This is a genomic window from Salmonella sp. NW884 (assembly GCF_051700745.1).
Lineage (GTDB): Bacteria > Pseudomonadota > Gammaproteobacteria > Enterobacterales > Enterobacteriaceae > Salmonella > Salmonella enterica.
Window position 1 is genome coordinate 666,777 of the sequence record NZ_JAMMDE010000002.1, and the last position, 24,179, is coordinate 690,955.

The 24,179-nt window shown below is 56.0% G+C and carries 13 protein-coding genes and 1 other RNA gene; 7 read left to right on the forward strand and 7 right to left on the reverse strand.

Features of this window, described 5'->3' with window-relative positions; translation table 11 throughout:
- Positions 1–7: 7 nt before the first annotated feature.
- The 5 genes from NA197_RS07765 to NA197_RS07785 all read left to right on the forward strand — a co-directional run bounded on the left by NA197_RS07765 (position 8) and on the right by NA197_RS07785 (position 4,793).
- Positions 8–127: a GpE family phage tail protein gene (locus NA197_RS07765; RefSeq protein ID WP_000763316.1), complete on the forward strand. Its 120-nt coding sequence runs from the start codon at positions 8–10 to the stop codon at positions 125–127.
- Positions 120–2,927, forward strand: coding sequence for a phage tail tape measure protein (locus NA197_RS07770; protein WP_080157491.1), 2,808 nt, complete (start codon positions 120–122; stop codon positions 2,925–2,927). The genes NA197_RS07765 and NA197_RS07770 overlap by 8 nt, the downstream gene beginning before the upstream one ends.
- A complete protein-coding gene (locus NA197_RS07775) occupies positions 2,924–3,409 on the forward strand; it encodes a phage tail protein (RefSeq protein ID WP_000980409.1) in 486 nt (161 codons plus the stop codon). The genes NA197_RS07770 and NA197_RS07775 overlap by 4 nt, the downstream gene beginning before the upstream one ends.
- The gene (locus NA197_RS07780; RefSeq protein ID WP_006501166.1) at positions 3,406–4,506 is read left to right on the forward strand and encodes a phage late control D family protein; all 1,101 of its coding nucleotides are present in this window, start codon (positions 3,406–3,408) and stop codon (positions 4,504–4,506) included. Before NA197_RS07775 ends, NA197_RS07780 begins: the two co-directional genes overlap by 4 nt.
- 68 nt (positions 4,507–4,574) lie before the next feature.
- Positions 4,575–4,793, forward strand: a complete 219-nt coding sequence (locus NA197_RS07785; protein WP_000980498.1) for an ogr/Delta-like zinc finger family protein — start codon at positions 4,575–4,577, stop codon at positions 4,791–4,793.
- Positions 4,794–4,910: 117 nt separating this feature from the next.
- On the opposite strand, the gene ssrA is transcribed toward NA197_RS07785, so the two are convergent.
- From ssrA to smpB, 6 genes are all read right to left on the reverse strand, one after another.
- Positions 4,911–5,273, reverse strand: a transfer-messenger RNA (tmRNA) gene (ssrA, locus tag NA197_RS07790).
- 71 nt (positions 5,274–5,344) lie between these two features.
- Entirely contained in the window at positions 5,345–6,508 is a 1,164-nt protein-coding gene (locus NA197_RS07795; RefSeq protein WP_000342601.1) for an HlyD family type I secretion periplasmic adaptor subunit, read from the reverse strand.
- A gap of 7 nt (positions 6,509–6,515) precedes the next feature.
- Entirely contained in the window at positions 6,516–8,696 is a 2,181-nt protein-coding gene (locus tag NA197_RS07800) for a type I secretion system permease/ATPase (RefSeq protein WP_064043308.1), read from the reverse strand.
- On the reverse strand, positions 8,693–10,102 hold the full coding sequence (locus NA197_RS07805) for a TolC family outer membrane protein (protein WP_064043307.1): 1,410 nt from the start codon (positions 10,100–10,102) through the stop codon (positions 8,693–8,695). Before NA197_RS07805 ends, NA197_RS07800 begins: the two co-directional genes overlap by 4 nt.
- Before the next feature lie 64 nt (positions 10,103–10,166).
- The gene (gene bapA, locus NA197_RS07810) at positions 10,167–21,641 is read right to left on the reverse strand and encodes a biofilm-associated protein BapA (protein ID WP_064043306.1); all 11,475 of its coding nucleotides are present in this window, start codon (positions 21,639–21,641) and stop codon (positions 10,167–10,169) included.
- A 614-nt stretch (positions 21,642–22,255) separates the two neighbouring features.
- Positions 22,256–22,738, reverse strand: coding sequence for an SsrA-binding protein SmpB (gene smpB / locus NA197_RS07815; protein WP_001518569.1), 483 nt, complete (start codon positions 22,736–22,738; stop codon positions 22,256–22,258).
- 188 nt (positions 22,739–22,926) lie between these two features.
- Between smpB and NA197_RS07820 the strand changes: the two genes are divergently transcribed.
- Together NA197_RS07820 and NA197_RS07825 are read left to right on the forward strand one after the other, a co-directional pair.
- Positions 22,927–23,364, forward strand: a complete 438-nt coding sequence (locus tag NA197_RS07820) for a type II toxin-antitoxin system RatA family toxin (RefSeq protein ID WP_001543334.1) — start codon at positions 22,927–22,929, stop codon at positions 23,362–23,364.
- Positions 23,354–23,644 (forward strand): RnfH family protein, encoded by a 291-nt coding sequence (locus NA197_RS07825; RefSeq protein WP_001112990.1) that lies wholly within the window; start codon positions 23,354–23,356, stop codon positions 23,642–23,644. Before NA197_RS07820 ends, NA197_RS07825 begins: the two co-directional genes overlap by 11 nt.
- A 161-nt stretch (positions 23,645–23,805) precedes the next feature.
- On the opposite strand, the gene bamE is transcribed toward NA197_RS07825, so the two are convergent.
- The gene (bamE, locus tag NA197_RS07830; RefSeq protein WP_001203445.1) at positions 23,806–24,144 is read right to left on the reverse strand and encodes an outer membrane protein assembly factor BamE; all 339 of its coding nucleotides are present in this window, start codon (positions 24,142–24,144) and stop codon (positions 23,806–23,808) included.
- Positions 24,145–24,179: the final 35 nt, after the last annotated feature.

Here is a 24,179-nt window from a genome sequence, read left to right on the forward strand (position 1 = left end):
TGATCTTGTGGCGGACATCGCCACCATCTTTCACTGGTCGCCATCCATCACTGACGTTATGCCGCTGACTGAGGTGCTGGCGTGGCGGCATAAGGCAATTCAGCGAAGCGGGGCCAGCGATGAGTGACAATAACCTGCGTCTGCAGGTGATTCTTAATGCGGTTGACAAGCTCACCCGCCCATTTCGATCCGCGCAGGCCAGCTCAAAAGAGCTGGCTACAACGATTCAGCAAAGCCGCGCCCGTTTAAAAGAATTAGATGCTAAGGCGGGCCGCATTGACGGTTTCCGCAAGGCCAGCGCGCAGCTGGCAGTCACCGGTAACAGCCTGAAAGCCGCACGCGAAGAAGCTGCAAAACTTGCCACGCAATTCTCTGCCACCAACCGCCCGACGGCGGCGCAGGCACGGTTGCTTGAGCAGGCAAAAAACCGCGTTACGGAGTTACAGAGCAAATATAACGGTCTACGTCAGTCGGTGCAGCGCCAGCGTCTTGCGCTCAATGAAGCCGGGCTGGACACGAAAAAGCTCAGTAGTGCGCAGCGGGAACTGCGGCAGAATGCCGACGAAACCCGGCAGGCCCTGGACCGGCAGCAGAAATCCCTTAAACGCCTGGGCGAACAGCAGGCGCGAATGAACGCCGTCCGCGATCAGTATTCACGCCGTCTTGAGGTGCGGGATCGCATCGCCGGGGCAGGGGCTACCACTACGGCTGCGGGGGTGGCAATGGGCGCACCTGTTGTGGCGGCAGTTAAGAGCTACGCCAGCATGGAAGATGCCATGAAAGGCGTGGCAAAGCAGATAAACGGGCTGCGGGACGATAATGGCAACCGCACAAAACAGTTTTATGACATGCAGGATGCCATCAAGGCCGCCAGCGAACAGCTGCCGATGGAGAACGGCGCTATAGACTATGCCGCGCTGGTTGAAGGTGGTGCTCGCATGGGGGTGACCAATCAGGACGATCCTTACGAAGAGCAGAAACGTGACCTGCTGGCTTTTGCATCCACGGCGGCAAAAGCGGCAACGGCCTTTGAGCTGCCCGCAGATGAACTGGCAGAAGGGCTGGGGAAAATCGCGCAGCTCTATAAAGTTCCGACGCGCAATATTGAACAACTGGGCGATGCGCTGAACTACCTGGACGATAACGCCATGTCAAAGGGTGGGGACATTATCAACGTCCTGCAGCGTATGGGGGGCGTGGCTGACCGCCTTGACTTCCGAAAGGCCGCGGCGCTGGGTTCAACATTCCTTTCTCTTGGGGCTGCCCCGGAAATCGCCGCCAGCGCCTCTAATGCCATGGTGCGTGAACTGTCCATTGCCACCATGCAAAGTAAACGATTTTTTGAAGGCATGAATCTGTTGCAACTCAATCCGGCGGAGATTGAAAAGCAGATGACCACCGATGCCATGGGCACAATTCAGCGGGTTCTGGAGAAGGTCAACAATCTGCCGCAGGATAAACGCCTGTCAGCCATGACAATGATTTTTGGCAAAGAGTTTGGCGATGATGCGGCAAAGCTGGCTAACAACCTGCCGGAGCTGCAGCGCCAGCTGAAACTCACATCAGGCAGTGGTGCTAATGGCTCCATGCAGAAAGAATCCGACATTAACAAGGATTCATTGTCTGCGCAGTGGTTGCTGGTTAAGACGGGCGCGCAAAACGCTTTCAGCAGCCTGGGGGAAACGCTGCGCCAGCCGCTGATGGATATTATGGGCATGGTTAAGCGCGTGACCGGGGCGTTGCGTCGCTGGGTTGAGCAGAATCCCGTGCTGGCTGGCACGCTGATGAAAGTGGCGGCAGCTACGGCAGTCATTACTGTTGGGTTGGGGGCGCTGGCAGTGGCGGTGGCTGCGGTACTAGGGCCGCTGGCGGTTATCCGGTTTGGCCTGTCAATGCTGTCAGTTAAAGCGTTACCTTCTGCAGCCGCCGCTGCCACACGTACAGGTAGCGTGCTGCGTTTGTTGATCTCTGGTCCGCTGGCTTTGCTGCGCGTGGCATTATTTGCTGTTGGTAGCCTGCTGGGTGCGCTGCTCAGTCCTGTAGGGCTGGTTGTGGCTGCACTGGCAGGCGTGGCGCTGGTTATCTGGAAATACTGGCAGCCCATTAGTGCATTTCTGGGGGGCGTGGTGGAAGGGTTCAGAGCCGCTGCTGCGCCCATCAGCGCCGCCTTTGAGCCGCTCAGACCCGTGTTTCAGTGGATTGGTGACAGGGTGCAGGCCTTGTGGGGCTGGTTCAATGATTTACTTACCCCGGTTAAATCCACTGCCGAAGAACTGAACAGCGCAGCTGCAATGGGGCGTCGGTTTGGTGAGGCGCTGGCGGAAGGTCTGAATAGGGTGATGCACCCACTTGAGTCACTTAAATCCGGTGTGTCATGGCTGCTGGAAAAGCTCGGTATTGTCAGTAAGGAGGCGGCAAAGGCGAAACTACCTGCGCAGGTTACGCAGCAGCAGTCCGCCACAGTGAACAGTGACGGCAAAGTGGTGCTGCCGCCAGGCGGGTTCCCGGCTTACGCGGGGATGTACGACACGGGCGGGATCATTCCACGCGGGCAGTTTGGCATTGTCGGAGAAAATGGCCCTGAAATTGTGAACGGACCGGCAAATGTTACCAGCAGGCGGCGTACTGCTGCGCTGGCCTCTGTCGTTGCTGGCGTGATGGGGGTAGCTGCGACACCTGCAAAAGCGGTTCCGCTTCATCCGTTCAGTTTGCCTGCGAGGGCATACCAGCCCCCGCTTGCTAAGGCAGATAGCCCGCCGCCGGTTATTCGTTATGAGATAAATGCGCCCATCCATATCGTCGCTCAGCCTGGGCAGAACGCGCAGGATATTGCCCGTGAAGTGGCACGACAGCTTGACGAGCGGGAGCGCCGGGCCAGGGCAAAAGCGCGCAGCAATTTCAGCGATCAGGGGGGGTATGAATCATGATGATGGTACTGGGTTTATATGTATTTATGCTGCGCACTGTCCCTTATCAGGAACTGCAGTATCAGCGCAGCTGGCGACACGCCGCCAACAGCCGGGTGAACCGCCGTCCGTCAACGCAGTTTCTTGGCCCGGATAACGACTCACTGACACTATCCGGGGTTCTGCTGCCGGAAGTGACCGGCGGCAGACTGTCATTACTGGCGCTTGAACAAATGGCTGAACTGGGCAAGGCATGGCCTTTGATTGAAGGCAGTGGAACCATTTACGGCATGTTTGTTATTGAGAGTCTGAGCCAGACAAAGACGGAGTTTTTTGCCAGCGGAATGCCCAGGCGCATTGAGTTTACGATCACCCTCAAACGGGTTGATGAGTCGCTCTCTGACATGTTCGGGAGTCTGAGTGACCAGCTCAGCAACCTGCAGGATTCTGCAGCCTCTGCGATTGGAGGTATCAAAAACACGGTTGGAGGATTGCTGCAGTGAACGTTAATTCTGATCTCCTGAATCTGAACAGCAAAAGCCCGGCTTTCAGTATCACCATCGAAGGCAAAGACGTGACGACGGTGATGGACGCGCGCCTGATGAGTCTGACACTGACGGATAACCGGGGCTTTGAAGCGGACCAGCTTGATCTGGAGCTGGACGACGCCGACGGGCTGATCGCCCTGCCGCGACGTGGGGCTGTGATTCAGCTGGCGTTGGGCTGGAAAGGCCAGCCGCTTTTCCCTAAAGGGGCTTTTACCGTAGATGAAATTGAACACAGCGGAGCCCCTGACCGGCTGACCATCAGGGCGCGTAGCGCAGATTTTCGTGAAACCCTCAATACACGGCGCGAAAAATCATGGCATCAGACAACGGTGGGGGAGGTGGTAAAGGAAATCGCCGCCCGGCACAACCTCAAAGTGGCGCTGGGTCAAGACCTGACGAATAAGGCGCTGGATCATATGGACCAGACCAATGAAAGCGATGCAAGTTTTCTGATGAAACTGGCGAGACAGTATGGGGCGATTGCTTCCGTTAAAGACGGGAACTTGCTGTTTATTCGGCAGGGACAGGGAAGAACGGCAAGCGGCAAGCAGCTGCCGGTTATCACCATCACGCGCAAAGCCGGTGACGGTCATCGGTTCACCCTTGCTGATCGTGGTGCCTATACCGGTGTTATTGCCAGCTGGTTGCATACGCGTGAACCCAGGAAAAAAGAGACAACCCGTGTTAAGCGTCGTCGAAAGAAAGCCACCACCCCCAAAGAGCCGGAAGCAAAACAGGGAGATTATCTGGTGGGAACGGATGAAAACGTGTTGGTTCTTAATCGTACCTACGCCAACCGGAGCAATGCAGAGCGCGCAGCAAAAATGCAGTGGGAACGTCTGCAGCGCGGGGTTGCTTCATTTTCCCTGCTGCTCGCTGAGGGGCGGGCTGATCTCTATACGGAAATGCCGGTGAAGGTGACGGGATTTAAGCAGCCGATTGATGATGCAGAATGGACCATTACCACCCTGACGCATTCTGTCAGCCCGGATAATGGATTTACGACCAGCATGGAGCTTGAAGTAAAGATTGATGATCTTGAAATTGAATAATTGGTTCTCAATATTGAGTGATGATGTATCATTATTGCGATTACGGCAAAAGTGGTGGGATAACAGCAATGATGAACTGTCCAGAGTGCGGTCATGCAGCACATACCAGAAGCAGCTTTCAGGTATCAGCTACGACAAAAGAACGTTACAACCAGTGCCAAAATATAAATTGTGGCTGTACGTTCGTTACTCATGAAACGTTTGTACGGCACATTATAAAACCGAATCTAATTTCTTCTGCGCCACCACATCCGGGAAAAGGTGGTCAAGGCCACATGAGTTTCTGAACAGAACCCGCTTTAATGGCGGGTTTTTTGTTGCCGCCAGTCCGACACGCTGTCGCCATTTTGCCGCCACTACCAAAGAAAAAGGGGCTACGTTTTCACGTAACCCCTTGTTTTATTTGGTGGAGCTGGCGGGAGTTGAACCCGCGTCCGAAATTCCTACATCCTCGGTACTACATGCTTAGTCAGTCTTTACATTCGCCTGGCACCTGCGGACGGACACGCCACTACCAGACTAGCCTGATTCGTTTTAACGCTTCAACCCCAGGCAGGGCATCCGCGCGATCTCTTTTGGGTTTGACCTCTCTTGATCCCCGTCCTAAGAGCGGAGGCTAGGGAGAGAGGGCTCTAAGCAGGTTATTAAGCTGCTAAAGCGTAGTTTTCGTCGTTTGCGACTATTTTTTTGCGGCTTTTTACGAGGCCAACCGCCCCTCGGCATGCACCTTGGGTTTCGCAAATCCCGTCGAATCCAGAATCAGCCCCAATGTGTAAGGTAAGTATAACAGACTTGTGACACGCGTGACCAGCCCCCGTATCTTCTTATCTTCAACGATTTACCGCTCGCGCAGCGCTTCTTTCGCGCGATTAAACGGTTTGATTAAATAGTCGACAATGGTTTTTTCACCGGTTTTGATATCCACCGTGGCGATCATGCCTGGAACAATCGAAAAACGGCGTCCTGATTTATTTTGTAGATAGTCCTGGTGGGTGCGGATAAACACGCGATAGTAGAAAATTTCCGGTTTCACTTTATCCTGAATGGTGTCCGGTGAAATGGTCTCCACCACGCCGTCAAGCCCGCCGTAAATGGCGTAATCGTAAGCAGTAATTTTAACCAATGCGCGTTGGCCGGGATGAATAAAGGCGATATCACGCGGCGAAAGGCGGGTTTCAATCAGCAGACGATCGTCTACCGGCACTATCTCCATCATCTCGCCGTTAGGCGGGATCACGCCGCCAATCGTCGTGACCTGGATATTTTTAACAATGCCGCGTACCGGCGAACGCACGGTAAGGCGGGTGACGGAATCCTCGCGTCCTTTTAAAATGGCGGAGAGCATATCGACCTCAGCGTTCGCTTTCGATAACGCTTCGCGTGCCTGCACATAATATTGTGAGCGCAGATCGGTAATTTTTAAGCCTAAATCGCTTTTTTGTCGTTGCAGGCGTAGCACTTCAACATGACTGGCCGCGCCGCTTTTCTCCAGCCGCTGGGTAATGGTCAGCTCTTTATTAACCGACGCCAGCGCATCCCGTAGCTCGGCTTCGGTATCGGCCAGCTGCGCGCGGCGGCTTTTATAGAGACGCGTCTCTGCGGCAATCAGATCCGGCCAGCCGTTCAGCTCAGCGGGAAAGGCGAGAGGTAAGTCGCTGACTTCCGCAGTTAACCGTGCGCTGGAGGCGAGTGAAGCGCGATATTTTGCCGCACTTTCACCAACATTGGACGCCAGACGCGTCGGATCAAGCCGGGCGACAATCTGGTTAGCCTGAACTCTGTCGCCTTCCCGCACCGTCAACTGCGCCAGAATGCCGCCATCCAGCGACTGCAGAACCTGTTCGCGTGAACTGGGGATCACTTTCCCGTTGCCGGTGGAAACCTCATCCAGTCGGCCAAACCACGCCCAGATGCCGAGAATGAGAAATAACAGTGAGCAGATCAGAACAATACGACCCGCGCCGGAAAACGCCCGTTCACGCTGAATATCGGGATCGTCCATCGCGGCATCATGCTGACTGATTTTCATTTTTCCACTCCCGACGGTGACTTTGCATCCGATCCGCGTTAAGCGCCTGCGCTTTTGGCGCATCCATCACCAGTTGTCCTTCTTTCAGGACAATGACACGCTCAACCAGCTCCAGTATTGGTACCCGGTGCGTCGCAACGACCAGGGTACGATTGCCAAGCCACTGATGTAACCGCTGAATAAACTCTCGCTCCGTATGCTCGTCCAGCGAGGCGCTGGGTTCGTCAAGTAGCACAATATTGGGGGAGCGCAGCAGCATTCTCGCCAGCAACAGGGACTGACGCTGCCCGCCGGACAGGCCGTTACCACCCTCCATAATGGGATGATCCAACCCTTTTGCCAGCCGCCTGACGAAGACGGCGCCGCCGCTGACTTCGAGCGCGTCAAAAACCTGTTCATCGTTGGCGTGCGGCGCGCCGAGCGTCAGGTTCTCTCGTAGGGTGCCGAAGAAAAGCCGCGCGTTCTGGCTAAGAAAGCCGATGTTGCGGCGTAAATCCGCCATATCGATGTGCGACAAGCTGAGATTATCAAGCCGGGCATCTCCCTGAATCATCTCCAGGCCGCCCGCCATCGCCTGTAAAAGTGTGGATTTACCCGCACCGTTACGCCCCAGTATCGCAATCCGCTCGCCTGGCATGATCTCCAGACGCACGAGGCGCAACGGTATGCGTTGATCGTCGTTATGGTAACGAAACTGAGCGTTTTCAAAGAGGTAATGCCCGTGGAGGATGTCGCGGTGTATCAGGCTATCGTCATGCTGTGTTTCGGTGGGCAGTTGCATAATGTTGTCGAGACCCATCTTCGCCGCTTTCACCTGCTGCCAGCGCGCCAGCACGCCGCACAGGTTAGCCATTGGCGCGATCATCCGCGAGCCGAGCATCGACGCGGCGACCACGGCGCCGGTAGTCATACTGCCTTCAATGACCATCGGTGCGCCGAACATAATCACTGCGGCATACACCAGACTTTGTACCGACATCCCCCAACTGATAAGCCCTTGCGTGAGTTTGCGGGTGCGTAGACCCGACTCGCCGGTAATACGGATATAGCTATTCCACTGCTGAAGAAAGCGGTTCTCCGCCTGCATCAGTTTAATATCTTCCAGCCCCTGAACGCTTTCGACCAAGACTGCATTGCGTAGCGTCGCTTCGTGGGCGGCCTGGTTGGCGAGGACAGACAGTCTTTTTTGCAGTGCGACGCCCGGCAGGATCATCAGCAGAGCCGCCACGGGCGCTATCCATGCCAGCGGTGGGGCAATAATCGCCAGGACTATCATAAACAGGAAAAAGAAAGGCAGATCGACAATGGTCGCCAGCGTTGAAGAGGTAATCATCTCGCGGATCTGCTCCAGTTCGCGTAACTGCGAGATAAAACTGCCGGTGGAACGGGGGATAGCGCTGTTGCGCAGCCTTAACGCATGACCGAATACCCGATCGGAAATGCGCATATCGGCGCGTTTACCGAGCACGTCCATAATGTGCGTACGCGCTTCACGCAGGAGAAAACCGAACAGCACCGCTACCAGCACGCCGAAGGAGAGCACGTACAGGGTAGGATATGACTGAGCGGGGATCACTCGATCGTAAACCTGCATAGAGAACACAATCCCGGCCAGCGACAGCACGTTAATCAGAAAGGCGGCGACCATTACCGGTAAATAAGGGCGAATATCCTGCAGAACCAGCTCGCGCATCCAGTCGGGTTTAAAGCGGGAGATATAGCGATCGACGCGGCTATCCTTGAGCGCCGATAGCGGGCGTAGCGCGGCAACATAGAGGATCTCCGGCAATAACTCGCTGAGCGTCAGGCGGTTACGCTGACCCTCTTCTTCAATCACAAAAACGTCTACCGCATCTTCGCCATTAACATGCTCGATGACCAATAACTGCCTGTCCCGGAGCTCGACAACCAACGGCAATCGCCACTGACTAAATGCCGTTTTGTCTATGTCCGGCGCGTGAAAGGATAAACCCGCCTGCCGCGCGAGCTGCGTTAAGGCGGTCGTTCTGCTTTTACCCCTAAACCACGGGGCGTTGGCCTGAATTGAACCGGGAGAACAGGCAACGCGATAATGACCGGCGACATAGCTGATGGCCTGCGCCCATTGGCTTAGCGCGCGCTCACTGAGTACCTCTTCTACATCGGGGGCGGCGCGGGTCATGGCTGGATCTCCACGGATTGAATGCTGCGATGATTTAACGCGAACGCCTGACGAAGCGCGCCGGTGTTATACAGACAGTTCAGTTGCAACTGATGCAACTGGCTTTCCGTTTGCAGTTCGGCAAAACGCGCCTGGTAAACTTCCTGCTCCGCATTAAGCACGTCGAGCAGCGGGCGGGAACCGAGGTCAAGGTATTGCTGCTGATACAGTTCGCGCGTGCGTTCGCTAAGCTGCTGTTGCCGACGAAGGATTTGTAACGCGCTGGCAAGACTCATTGCCTGGCTGCGCGCCTCCATCAGTTTCTGGCGGACATCAAGCCGGGTGCGCTGAATGGTCGACTGAGCCGCGTCTACCGCATGGCTGGCGGCGTTGCGTAGGGCAGTCAGCCCTCCGCCCTGATAAAGCGGCATCTCAACTTTCACCCAGGTGGAATACTGGGTTTTATCCAGCACTTCATGACTGGGATATTTATCATTAAGATAATGTTGTACAGAAGGTTCGAGCGAAATCGTCGGCGTCATTTGCGCGCTGGCATAGTCCAGATTCGCCCGCGCAACGTTGGCCTGCGCCCAGGCGGCCAGTACCGCGGGCACCAGCCGATCGTCGGGAGTCGCCGTCTCACAGCTGCGAGCGAGTTTCGCCGGGAAGTCATTATTGATGCCGTTAAGCGAATTCCAGCCCAGCCAGCTCATCAGTGAGGCTTTCGCACTGTCGAGATTGGCCTGATACTGCGCCAGTTGCGAGCGGGCGGATTCGATTCTGGCTTCGGTTTGCACTACGTCAGATAGCGACGTAGCGCCTTCATCGCTGCGCTGCCGGATAAGTTTACCGATGCTGTCCAGCGCGACGAGCTGTTCTTCCGCCGCTTCTACCATTTGCTGCCAGCTCTGCGTTTGTACAATGGCGTTGGCGGTTTCGTGCGCGACGGTATCAATACTGAGCAACACATTGGCCTGTTGCTGTGCTGCGCCTGCGGTTTCGGCGCGAACCTGGCTTGCCACTTTGCCGAAGTCATAAAGCATTTGCGATACCGACAGCACCAGCGAGGGACTATACCCGTGATCGGTGTAGGTATTGCTGTACCCATTGTTCACACCAGCGCTGACTTGCGGATAATATTTCGATTTGGCGACCTCTATTTGTTCATTCTGTGCGAGCAGTTTGCCGACGGCTTCGCGAATAGAAGGATGCCAGCTAACGGCGCGATTGACCGCGTCATTGAGCGTCAGGTTGCCCGGCGCGGCGGCGCTGAGCGGCAACTCAGCGGCGGAGCCATCCAACGAAGGAAGCATCTGGTCCGTTGCTAATCCTTCGGATGTAATCATTGGCGGCGCTTCTGCGCCCCGGGGCTGGTGATGAAACAAAGCAAATGCCAGTACGATGGCGACAGGCGCGACTCTTCCCATAGTTTATCCCTTTTAAATATCACCGCTTGTTGCCCCGAACGTCGTGGCGTTCGGGGCTTTTTTATCAACCGCCGGTTATCAGGTGGTTGTTCTGCAACAGCTCATTTAGCGTGAGCTGCACATTCTCCAGAGTGACAAGGTCAGTGGATTTAAACGCGCTGCCAGCGCCGTCGCGATCGACGGATATCACCGTATTGGCACCGCTGGTATGAACCTGAACAAAGTTACCCAGCGTCGCCGCCTGGTGATCCCAGCCGGTCAGCAGTTCGTGGATATCGATCTTGTCGCCCTGCGCGGTGGAGAAGTTTTGCCAGCGATCGGCGCCGTTGCCGCCGGTCGCGTCCGCGCCGTTTAACAGGTGGTAAATCAGCGTATCGCCATAGGCGGAGCCGATGAGAACATCGTTTTGGTTGGTACTGACGATTTGCGGCGCCATATCAATGGTCAATGTGGCGCTATCCGTATGACCCATCTTGTCATCCAGTTGATAGGTAAAGACCTCTTTACTGGTGATGGACGACATCGCGATGCCATTATTCAGCGTGTAGGTGTAAGCGCCATCGAGGTTAATTTGCAATGTGCCGTAATGTCCCTGAATCGTGGCGCTGGTGGTATTCGCCGCGGCGTCCAGCGTGGCGGCGCTGCCGTTATACCCGCTAATGCTCAGGCGGGTATTCACCGTATTAAGCTGATCCATCGCCCCCGCCGCATCGCTGCCGTCAAAAATATTGCCGAGAACGGTATGCGTTCCGGACGTTTCAAAATTATCCAGATCGACGGTGGTGCCGATGACGCGTGGCGTGATCGTCGCCGCCCCGGCCAGGGTATTGGTGCCGGTAAAGTTAAGCGTGTACGTTCCGGCATCCAGCTCCAGGCCGCTCAGGTTGACGGTCACCGTCGCGCTGCCCAGCGTGATATTCGCCACCGGAACGGTTCCGTTGCGTATGACGGTCCCGTTCTCCTGAATGGCCCAGCTAATATTCAGATTGCCCAGCGTAATGAGCGTGGAGACATCAAAGACCAGTGACGCGCCTTTAAGTACGGTACCTGTTGCAACGTCAAAGGTGCCGCTCCCGCTGCCCGATTTGCCGAGTAGCCCCCAACTGACGCTGCCGACGCTGGAGTCCAGCCAGGCAGAGGTATCCTGAAGCGTGGCGACGCTAAGGGTATCGCTGACATCATTAATCGCATCCAGCGCCCTGGCGGTTGGCGTGATATTGAGCGAGGCCGTATCGGTATCGCCGTTTGGCGCTTTGACTGTATAGATAAAGCTGTCCGGCGTTTTAATGCTGTCGGCGCCGACGCCGTTCTTCAGCGTGTAGGTATAGTTGCCTCTTGCGTCAATGATGAGCGAGCCATACAGTCCGTTTACCTCCGTCGTGCCGGTCGCCGCAATCGCCACGCCGTTTACTTCAGTGAGGAGGGCGTCCGTAGGGGCGACATCATTGGTCAGTACGTTGCCGGTGGTGTTGGCGGTGATACTGTCAACGGCATAGGTGTGGTCCTGGGAAATCGCCAGCGTATAGCCAGTGAGGACGCTAATGCCGCTGGCGGTATTCAGCACGAACAGGTATTCGCCGCCAGGCAACGTCAGGGTCAGCGGCTGGGACTGTCCGGCTAACAGCAGGGTGTTAATCCAGCCCTTTTGCACCCGAAACTGCTCATATTGCTGAATGGCATCGTTGAAGCGATAAACGTACAGATCGAACGTGGAAACCAGTGAGACGCCGCCGACGGTTCCCTGTAACGTCATGGTTCGCGTAGCGCCTTCTTCAACGTTAAAGATGATCGGATTAGTCATATCATCAAGCAGATTCGCGTTCAGTACATTACCAAGTCCGACGCTTAATACCGTGACGCCGCTTTGTGTCGAGGGACCGTTGTTGACGTAGCTAACGTGAGTATCAAAGACCAGAGAGGCGTTATTGTCTGTCGCTATCACGCTGCCCGGTACAGGCGCGGGACCCAGATTGATAACCAGTTGCGCGGCGCTGCTACCGACGCCATTCTGGGTAATGGTGTAGGTGAAGCTCTCTTTATGTCCGTATCCTGCCGTGGGCTTAGTCAGCGTGTAGGTGTAACTGCCATCCTGATTAATGTGCAGCGTGCCGTATTGCCCCTGGATATCCACGCCGCCCGCGCCGACCGGCGTACTGACGCCGTTGGCGTTGGTGATGGCGGTGACCGTGGTGCCCGTCGGCGCGGTATCATCAGCCATGACGTTGCCGGTACTGATGGTTGGCCCGCTAATAATACCTGCGCTGGTCTGGTGTACATCGACATCCAGGCTGGTATATGACCCGGTAGCGAGCAGACTGGTGTTATAAGTGAGTACCCGGTACTGGCCTTCGCCCAGGCCGCTCAGGTTCAGAGTAACGCCGCTCCCGGTCAGGGTAAGCAAATTCGCGAAGTCGCCAACGGCGGTGTTGACGATCGTCGTCCAGGCGCCGAGGCTGGTGTCGTAGCGCTGTACCACAATCTCCTGAGTACTGAGCAGCGAAAGCACGATTCCCGTTGCGGCGGCATCGATGGTGACGTCGCCCGTACCACCTTCAGCAATGGTGAACTCAACCTGAGCGGTATCGTTACCCAAAACCGAGGCGACATTGCCAAGCGCGCCAACCAGCAGCAGGCCGTAATCCGAATAGTTTTGCGTGCTGGTGACGGCGGTCGAGGTCAGATCAAGGCTGGTGATGTTATCCCTTGCCGCCAGCGGCAGAACCGGCGCGGTAATGCCTAACGTGTCGGAGGCGTTACCCGCAGCGTCAGTGGCCGTCACGTTAATGAGTTGACCTTCAATTTGTTTTGTCGGCAAGGTGAGAGACCATGCGCCGTTGCTGCCGGCGGTGGTGGTGAGCGTCACGCCCCCCGCCAGCGTGACGGTTACGGTGCTGTTTGCCTCAGCCTGTCCGGAAAGTGAACCGCCATCGGCGCTGAGCGTACCTGACGGCGTACCGGGCGCCAGCGTATCGACAATCACCGTCGCGGCGGTGGAGACGCTGCCTGTACCGTTGGCGTTAGTCGCGGTGGCGGTGAAGGCGTGGCTGCCTTCGGTCAAATTGCCTGTCGGGGTAAAGCTCCAGTTTCCGCTGGCGTTCGCCGTGGTGGTGCCGAGCAGCGCCCCGTTGTTATAAATGCTCACCGTGGCGCCCGCCTGAGCGGTACCATTCAATGTGGGTTGTGCGTCATTAGTGACCTGACCGTTGGCGATAGCGCCGGTATAAATACCCACATCATCCACTACGTTGGTGATGATCGGTGCTTCCGGCACGCGCGTATCGGGCGCGGTAAATCCGGCGGCAATGCCAGTGTTGCCTGCTTTATCCTGGGCAAATGCCAGTAGCGGCTGACCATTGGTCTGCGCGGGCGTGAGTGTGGCGGTGAAGCTGCCTGTACCGTCGGCGGTGGCGGTTCCCAGTACCACACCAGTCTCAGAGGTAATCGTCACTGTACTGCCTGCTTCCGCGGTGCCCGTCACCCGATTACCGGTAGCATTGATGACCAGGTTGCCGGGCGCGCCGGGCGCAATGGTATCCACGATAATCGTTGTCGATGGCGAAGCGGCGCTAACGTTGCCAGCCGCATCGGCGGCGCTAACGCTATAGGCGTGACTTCCCTGGCCGAGCGCGGCGGTTGGCGTCCAGCTCCAGTTGCCGCTGGCATTGGCGTTCACGGTCGCGACCAGCGCGCCATTATCGAAGATGCTTACCGCGCTGTTGGCTTCCGCGGTACCGTTGAGCGTCGGCTGTGTGTCATTGGTCGATTGTCCATTGCCAATGGCGCCGGTGTTGTTCGGGACATCATCAACGATGCTGGTTATAAGCGGAACCGTTGGCGCAAGGGTATCGACCACGATAGTAAAACCGCTGGTGGCCGGGCTAACGTTGCCTGCCGGGTCGGTGGCGGTCACTGTTAATGTGCGCGTGCCATCGTTTAACCCTGTCGTCGGCGTGAAGCTCCACGCGCCGCCCGCGTTAGCCGAGGTGACGCCAAGCAGAGTGTTGCCATCATAGATACTGATCACGCTGCCCGCTTCGGCAGTGCCGTTCAGCGTGGGGCGGTTATCATTGGTTATCTGACCATTAGCGAGATTTCCTGTGACCCCACCCGCGACGTCATCCACCACGGACGTCAGGATTGGCGTTTGCGGCGCGGTGGTATCGACCGTCAGGGTGAAAGCCGTACTGTTCGGGCTGCTGTTTCCTGCGGCATCGGTGGCGACGGCGGTGATGACGTGTGTTCCGCTTGCCAGCGTTGAGGTGGAGACGCTCCACGCGCCGTCAGGTTGAGCCGTTGTCGTGCCAATGACCGTACCATTTTCATAGAGCGTGATCGTGGCGCCGGCTTCTGCGGTGCCGCTGAAGGTTGGCGTAGGATCGTTGGTATTTTGGCCGTTCGCGATCGTGCCGAGGCCTGGCGCCTGATCGTCACTGACTGATGTGATTACCGGCGTCAGCGGCGGCGTGGTATCGACGACGAAATTAACGCTGTCTGAAACGGGACTGGCGTTGCCTGCGGCATCAACGGCAATGACGGTAATTACATGGTTGCCCGTCGCCAGAGAGGCATCGGGCGTGTAGCGCCAGCTACTGCTATTGTCGGCGGGAATTTCAGCCAGCAGCGTGCCGTTATCGTAGAGACGAATAGTTGTGTTGGCTTCACGGGTGCCGCTAATGACAGGGCGCGCCTCGTCTGTGATCTGTCCTGAACTCAGATTGCCGGTAATGGGGCCCGTACCGTCGTAGACCGTATCAATAACAGGCGCGGCGGGAGCCGTGGTATCAATAGTAAACGAGCGTATTTCGGACGCGGCGCTGGTATTGCCTGCCGCATCGGTTGCTGTCGCCGTCAGGTTCCAGACGCCCGCGCCCAGCGAGGTAGACGGCGTAAAGCTCCAGCTACCGTTGGCCTGAACTTGCGCCGTGCCGACCAGCGCGCTGCCATTATAAATCGAGATGGTTGTACCCGCCTCACCGGTACCCGAAAGTGTTGGTCGGGTTTCGTTCGTCGAGCCGCCGTTGGGGACGATGCCCGTCACCGGCGCCGTATTGTCTGCCACGCTGGCGATAACCGGCGCGGCGGGCGGTGTGGCGTCAATCGTCAGCACAAATCCGCTGGACACCGCGCTGCTATTACCCGCCGGATCGGTGGCGCTAAGGGTGAACGTGTGGCTACCGTTTGCAAGCGGCGTCTGTGGCGTAAAACTCCATGTGCCGTCGCTATTCACCGTCGTGGTACCGATGGACGCGGAATTACCGTCAAGATAGACATTAATCGTCGCGCCAGCCTCTCCGCGCCCGTTCAGGGTGGGCGTCGCATCGTTCGTTAGCTGCCCGCTTACCAGGTTGCCGGTAATACCGGGTTGGTCATCTACGACGGAGGTAAGAACCGGGATCGCCGGAGGCGTAATATCGACCACGATCGTCCACGGCGCGGAGACCGCGCTGGTATTGCCCGCCGGATCGGTAGCGCTAACCGTCAGATTATGGCTTCCCTCTGATAAATTGCGGGGCACCGGGAAGATCCAGCTACCGTTTTCGCCTACCTGAGCCGTGCCAAGCGGCGTACCGTTATCAAAAATGGTGATTGTCGCGCCAGGTTCGCCAGTTCCGTTCAGTATTGGCTGCCGATCGTCGGTGGATTGCCCCGGTAACACCGGGACGGTCGGTTGATTGTTATCGTCAATCACGGACGTGATAACCGGCACATCTGGCGCCTGCGCGTCAATGTTCAGCGTAAAGCCGTCCGAAGGCTGGCCGCTATTGCCGGCGGGATCGGTCGCCACGGCGGTAAAGATGTGTGCGATGCTCTCCAGCGGCGCGTTCGGGGTGAAGCGCCAGTTGCCGCTTTGATCTACCGTAGCGGAACCGATTTCTACGCCGTTATCCAGAATGCGGATCGTGGCGCCTGCTTCTCCCGTTCCGTTGAGCGTCGGGCGTGAATCATTGGTGAGCGCGCCGTTATCCAGCGTACCGGTCATGCCGGGGACATCATCCGTTGCGCTGGTAATAACCGGTTGCGCCGGCGCGCTAAGATCGACAGTGATCCCGACCGGTGCGGACAGGCCGCCCGGGCCATTCGCATTGGTTGCCTGGACGGTGAAGTAATGTGTGCTTTCGCTTAATGGCGTCGCGATCTCAAAGATCCAGTTCCCGCTGGCGTCAACGGTGGCAAAGCCTGCCGAATCGCCATCAATGAAAACTTCAACGGTAGAGCCGATATCCGTGGTGCCGTGCAGCGTTGGCGTGGTGTCGTCCGTGGCGCCGCCCGCCGCAATATTCCCCTGTACGCTCCCGACATTATCTTCAATCGCCGTGATGGCCGGGACGGCGGGCAGACCGCTGTCGGAAGCGGGAAAATTCGTAGCCGGGCCGTTATTCCCCGCGCGATCGATAGCAATTGCCGTCAGCGTACCGCCATCGGTTTGCGCCGGACTGAGCGTAACGACGAATTCACCGGTGCCATTAGCGACAGCGCTGCCGACCAGGGTGCCATCGGCATGATGAATTTCAACGGTAGCGTAAGGGTCGGCAAGTCCGGCCACGCGCGTGCCATCGTCGTCCACCGTCTGGACTGTTGGCGCGGGCGGGGCGGTGATATCCACGGTAATGGTGATCGGTTGGGTTTGCGCCGTGGTATTTCCAGCATCGTCAGTCGCGCTGAAGGTTAGCGCATGGCTGACTTCTGATAATTCGGGCGTATTGAATGTCCAGACCCCGTCGGTGACGAGCGCCGTCCCGATTGCCACGCCATTGTCGTAAATCGTGACGGTGCTGCCGTTTTCGCCGCTGCCGTTGATAGTCAGCGTCCGATCGTTAGTAAAAGCGCCATCGGTTAATGGCCCGGTCACTGGCGCAATATCGTCAAGGATCTCATTGACGACGGGCGGCTGCAACGGAACGGTGTCGACGGTGAAGGTAAAGCTGTTCGATACGCCGCTGCTGTTTCCGGCGGCATCGGCGGCAATGGCGGTCAGGGTGTAGACGCCATCCGGCAACGCGCTGGTCACCGGCAGCGTCCAGGTGCCGGTCTCATCGACGGTGACTACGCCTAAAACGCTGCTGCCGTTATAGAGCGTAATAATGCTGCCGATGTCGCCAGTGCCGTGAATGACCGGTGTATTGTCGTCAGTGGTTGCGCCGCTGACAATAGTATCCTGGACTTCGCCGACGTTATCTTCGGCAAAAGTGATAACTGGATTGGCGGGCGCAGTGGTGTCTAGCGTAAAAGTGACTGAGGCGGAAGGTGGACTGATATTACCCGCTATATCGGTTTCCGTGACGGTAATGGTATAGGTTTCTGGCGTCAGTGCCGCAGGCGTAAAGCTCCAGCTTCCGTTATCGCCTACCGTTGTGCGACCAATTTCACTGCCATTATTGTAGAGAATTATCGTGCTGCCGATCTCTCCCGTGCCGCTGAAGGTCGGCGTGGTATCGTTCGTTGCGCCATTATTGCCGATGTTGCCGATAACCGGCGCGACGTTATCGCTGATTAGCGGCGCGTCAGGCTGCGCTGGAGGCTGGGTATCAAGGGTAACGGAGAAAACGCCGGAGGTCTGGCTACTATTGCCTGCGGCATCCGTGGCGGTGGCCGTCAGGATGTTTAACCCTTCGCTCAGATTACGGGTTAGCGGATAGGTCCAGCTACCCTGTGGATTGACCTGGACGGTAGCCAGTTCTACGCCGTTATTGTACAGGGTGATGATGGCGCCGGGTTCGCCGGTGCCGCTGAGGGTCGGCATACGCTGATTGGTAATACTGCCGTTTGCCAGTAGCACCTCGCCTTCTCCGCCGGTGATGGCGGCTGACACGATCTGCGGCGCATCCGGTGCCTGGGTATCGATGCGTAGGGTAAAGCTGATGGATTCTGGACTTTCGTTCCCCGCCGGATCGTTGGCGCGAGCGGTCAGAGGGTGGTCGCCGTCGCCCAGCGCGGCAGGCGGCGTAAACTGCCAGCGCCCGTCCGTGCCGACCAGCGCCTGACCTATGGCATTGCCATTATCGTAAAGGATGATTGTGTCGCCTGCGGTGCCGCTACCGCTCAACCGGGGCTGGGATTCCTGGGTAATCTGATTGGTATCAATCGTATTTCCGTCGCCGTCAGCTACGCCGATAACGCCGGGGGCGGCAGGGGCCTGGGTATCAATGGTAATCGTAAAATCGGTCGAAAAAGGCGTGGTGTTGCCGTTACTGTCGCTGGCCGTCACGGTAAAGGTGTAGGTGTCGTCCGCCAGTGGCGAGGCCGTGGTGTAAGCGTAGCTCCAGACGCCGGAATTACCGACGATAATATCTGCTATCCGGGCACCATTCTGATACAGGTGTACTGTGGAACCCGGTTCACCTGTACCGTTAATCGTTGGCGTGCTGTCGTTAGTGAGCCCCAGATGCGCGACGCTACCGAGAATACCTGGCGCATCATCTGTAATGAAGGTGATTACCGGTTGCTGCGGCGATTGCGTATCGACCACCAGGTCGAATGACGCGGCCGGACTGGCATTGCCTTTAGCGTCGGTTGCGATTACTGTCAGTTGATGCGCGCCTTCACCTAAATTTTGCGACGGCGTAAACGTCCAGCCACCGTTGGGCTGTAGCGTGGCGAGTCCCAGCGAAACGCCGTTATCAAAAATTTCGACACGCGCGCCGGCCTCCGCCGTACCGCTAAGGGTAGGACGGTTGTCGTTGGTGGTTTGTCCGTTAACCAGCGGCCCGGTGAAGCTTTCAACATCGTCCAGCACCTGAGTGATAATGGGCTTATCCGGGGCGGTGATATCGGGCGCTTGCGCTGTGGTTGGCGGGCTGACGTTGTTGGCGCTGTCGGTGGCGGTGACGGTAACCTGTTCGCCGTTGGTCTGTGCGGGGACGAGGGGAAGGGTAAAATGACCTTCGCCATCTGCTTTGCCGCTGCCGAGCGGCGTGCCATCCGGCGTGGCGATCGTGATGGCGCTACCCGGTTCGGCGGTGCCGCTGATACTAGTGCCATCCTCACTAATTACCACGTTTTTTGGCATTTCCGGCGCGGTACTGTCCGGCGCGATAACCGTCGCGGCGGCGCTTTCGTTTTTCGCGACATCGGTGGCGGTAGCGATAAGCGCCTGGCCGTTAGTCTGCGCCGTATTCAGCGGAACGATAAATTGTCCGTTGCCGTTAGCGACGGCGCTGCCAAGTACGGTGTTGCTACTGTCGCGGATAGTGACCGTTGCCCCGGCTTCCGCCTGACCGCTTACGGACAGACCGTCGGTCGCCACGATAAGGCCGTCCGGTGCCGCTGGCGCAGTTTTATCCGGCGCGTTCAGCGTTTCTACCGGACCGCTATTCGTGGCTTTATCGGTAACGCTAATGCTTAATGTTTCGCCGTTAATTTTCGCCGGGCTAATACCTATTGAGAAGGTACCGTCGTCGCCTGCCGTTCCACTACCGAGCGTATTTCCCTGGCTGTCTTTGATAACCACAGTACTGCCAGCTTCCGTAGTGCCGGTAAGTCTGTCGCCGACGTCGCTAACCGCCAGGCCTTCCAGCACCGGCGGCTGCGTGTCGATATCAATGGTAAAGGAGGCGGACTGCCCGCTGGTGCCGCGATCGTTGGTCGCGGTAGCGGTAAAGACATGGTCGCCATCGGCAAGTGCCAGCGAGGGGGTAAAGCTCCATTTGCCGTCAGCGTCAGCGACAATGGGCGGAAAGGTCGGTACAGGAAAGCCATTATCGTTAATCGATATCGTACTGCCTGGTTCAGCAGTACCGCTGAGGGTTGGGCGGTTATCATCTGTGGCATCGCCATTTTTCAGCAGCCCGGTAACGGTGCCAGCGTCATCCGTCACGGTAAGGATAGTCGGCTGGGCAGGATACTGTGAGTCAGAAGCGGTAAACTCCGTGGCGGGGCCGATGTTACCAACGGCGTCCTGAATACGCGCTTCCAGACGCTCGCCGTGGGTCTGAGCCGGATTCAGCGTGATGCTGAAGTGGTTATTTTCTCCGGTAATCGTGGAGCCCAGGTAATTTCCCGCCGGGTCATAGATCGACACGGTACTACCAGCTTCAGCGGTGCCGCTAACGGTTGTGCCGTCTTTCGCGACATTATCAATGATAGCGGCGTCAGGCGGCGTGGTGTCCACAATGATAGTAGGCGTTGTCGTCACGCGGCTCGTGTTTCCGGCTTTGTCGCTTTGTTCGACGGTAAAGGTATGTTCGCCATCGCTTAACGGTGTAGTCGGGGTAAAGGTCCAGCGTCCATTTTCGTCTACGGTAGCGCTGCCGATAACGGTTGAACCCTCTTTAATCGTGATGGTATTGCCTGCCTCTCCCTGCCCGGAAAATAGCGGTTTTGCCTCGTCAGTCCGGTCATTATTCTGTAGCGGCCCGGTGAGCAAACCGGTGTTATCGGCAATCAGTTCAACGCGTGGGGCATCGGGGCTGAGTGTGTCGATAGTCAGTGTAAAGCGGGCTGATTCGCTACTTTCGCCTTTAACGTTAGTCGCAATGGCGGTGAAATGATTTTCCCCATCCGCTAGCGCGCTGGTAATGGCAAAATGCCAGTTTCCGCTGCTATCAACCGTTGTGGAGCCTATTTCCTGACCATTGGCGTAAATATGGATGACTGTGCCAGCGCTGCCGGTTCCCTCCAGCGTGGGGGTATTGTCGTTCGTAAACTGATTATTGCTCAGCGTGCCGGTGAGGGGAGCGGCATCATCGATAGCGGCGGTGATAGCTGGTGTATCGGGGAGAGGAATGTTGGGCGCATCAATGGTTGCGGATGGGCCGGTATTGCCGGCATCGTCAGTCGCGGTCACGGTAAGTTGTTCGCCGCTAATCTGTGGCGCTGTTAGATCAATACTAAATTTACCGTCGCTATCCGCTTTGCCCTCGCCAACGACGTTACCTGAAGGATCTTTGATGGTAATGGTACTGCCCGCTTCGGCCTCGCCGCTCACCGTTTTTCCGTCCGCTGAAATCAGCAACTTGCCGGGAGCGAGAGGCGGGGTAGTATCTACAGGATTACTGCTACCTGGAGTATTGCCGTTAGGGTTACTGCCGCCGGGATTGCTGTTATCAGGGGGATTACCGTCAGGATTGGTGTTATCGGGGGGCGGATTATCGCCATCCGAATGATGGTGGGAATCGCCGCCGCCGGAAGACGCGATAGCGGCAATGCCGCCAGCCGCCACCGCGCCAGCCAGTACCCACGGCCAAACGGCGCCGCCTGCTTCATGGGAAGTGCCGGAAGTGACCAGCAGCTCATTAATATCAGCGATTTGTTCAAAATGTAGCCCGGCTTGCGGATTTTCTACCCACCATAACGTGCCATCATTTTCCGCCAGTACCAGCTGGCTTGCGCCCAGATCGTTGGTAACGTAAAAGTTTTTAATCGTGATCGTTTCGCCGGAATGGAGCGTCACCACCAGATCCTGATTAATGCGCGTAAGTTGACTAATCTCTTCCCGGGCCACTGATAATTTAACAATTGACGGGGCGTTAAGAGTGACCGATGAGGATTCCACAGTGGTGGAGACGCCAGTCAATTTCGAAACCACGGCGAGTAGAGGCATAAATTAGCTCCTGATGGATTTGCTCTGTGTATTAATTAACGGGCACGACGTTCAGGGCAAAATGCGTAGACGAGCCTTCCCGTTCATCGTGAGAGATGAATTTCCGTAGCCATATTCTTTTTTATGAGCGTAGGTGAAGGTCTGGTTTTCTCGCCGAATAACCCTTTGTTTTTTGTGCCTGACTAGTGCTTTCGTATTAGATGATATAGTCAGAAAAAAATCTTTCTGCAAATTAAGATCTATTGATAAAGGTGTTAGTGCGTCTGAAATATAACGGAGTTTGTGTTAAGGAGAGGTGGGGTGGGCTAACAACGCATGATGATTTTTTATTTATCTTTATGTTTTATAATGAATTTTAATTTCTTCGTCTTTTTCTTTTTTAACATAAAAACAATACCTTTTGTGAAGGTATTCAGCATTATTAAATTTTATAAAAATCATTTGAAGTATTGTGTTATTAGGCTATAAAAATTTTTTAAACAAAGAATATATTCTTGTTGTGGTATTTATTGCTATTGATAAGCGTCAGGCACAGAGAATATATTTTCGAGGCATGCATGAGATATGAATATTGACCAGCTTCATACTGAGAAGCTGGTCACAAAAAATGTCTATTATCGGCCTGCATTTTTCATAATGCGTGCTTTATCCAGTTGCCACTCACGTTCTTTAAGATCGGAACGTTTATCATGTTGTTTTTTACCTTTCGCCACGCCGATCTTCACTTTGCACCAGGCATTTTTCCAGTACAGAGAAAGCGCGACGACAGTATAACCTTCACGATTAATACGGCCATACAGCGAATCAAGCTCACGCTGATTTAACAACAGTTTGCGGGTTCGGGTTGGGTCGCATACGACATGTGTCGAGGCGACCGCCATCGGCGTAAAGTTTGCGCCAAACAGCCAGGCCTCGCCATCTTTGAGGATAACGTAACTGTCGCCGATATTGGCTTTTCCTGCGCGCAGAGATTTTACTTCCCAGCCTTGCAGGGCGAGACCAGCCTCGAACTCTTCTTCGATAAAGTATTCGTGCCGGGCGCGCTTATTCAGCGCGATGGTGGCTGAGCCCGGTTTATGTGCTTTTTTCTTCGTCATAAGTGTCGTGAATTCATAGGTAATCTGATATCGAAAACACCCCATTACGTCCTGATGAGGTGCAAAAATCTATCTTAGCATGAGTTGGGCTATGCACGCACAATTAAGGCATGACGGTTGGGGACAGCATTTTTTTTACTCGCTGATAAGTGGTATTATTTACACGATTTATGTTGATGGGAATTGCTATGCCTCAGATTAGTCGGACTGCTTTAGTCCCCTACAGTGCGGAACAGATGTATCAGTTAGTGAATGACGTGCAATCGTATCCCCAGTTTTTGCCTGGGTGTGTTGGTAGTCGCGTCCTGGAGTCATCGCCAGCACAGATGACGGCGGCTGTTGACGTGTCGAAGGCGGGTATCAGCAAGACGTTTACGACGCGTAATCAGCTAACGCGTAACCAGAGCATTCTGATGCATCTGGTGGATGGCCCCTTTAAAAAGCTGATCGGCGGCTGGAAATTTACCCCGCTCAGCCCCGAGGCGTGCCGTATTGAGTTTCAGCTTGATTTTGAGTTTACCAATAAACTCATTGAGCTGGCGTTTGGTCGTGTATTCAAAGAGTTAGCGTCCAACATGGTGCAGGCGTTTACGGTTCGCGCCAAAGAGGTTTACCGTGCCGGATAAACTTGTGGTTGAAGTGGCTTATGCGCTGCCGGAAAAGCAGTATTTGCAGCGCGTAACGCTGGAGGAGGGCGCGACGGTCGAAGAGGCGATTCGCGCTTCCGGCTTGCTGGAATTGCGCACAGATATCGATCTGGCGAAAAATAAAGTGGGCATCTATAGTCGTCCGGTAAAACTCACCGATACGGTGCAGGATGGCGATCGGGTTGAAATTTACCGTCCCTTAATCGCCGATCCAAAAGCATTACGCCGCCAGCGCGCCGAAAAATCGGCTGGCAGATAATTAACCTTGCCGGATAACGGTGTGAAAGCCGTACCACACCTGAAGCACAGGTGTGCCTGTAAGCCAGATGAACGTAGCGCCATCAGGCAAATTCGTACCAAATGGCGGGGGAGAGGTTTGCAGGCCTGATGAACGTAACCTCATCAGGCGGTATCACAAAATTACTTCGTCAACGCCGGTTTGTTATCAATATTGGTTAACACGCCGCTGCTGTTAAAGGTGAGCGTCAGAGTCTGCTGCGTCACGTTCTCATGTCCTGGCTGCTGGCGGAAGACATAAAACCAGGTGTTCGTACCAAAAGGATCGGTCATCATCGGCGTGCCTAAAGCATACGCAACCTGTTGTTGCGTCATACCAACACGCACTTTGGCGACATCCGTAGGTGTAAGATAGTTCCCCTGATTGATGTCAGGTCGGTAAACCACTCGCTCCAGAGTGGAACAGCCTGCGGTCAACATCAGGAGTACTGCTGCGGCAGCAGTCAGCGTTTTACAGCGCATAGTGATTGGGTTCCTTTTCGGGCCTGAGCAGTACG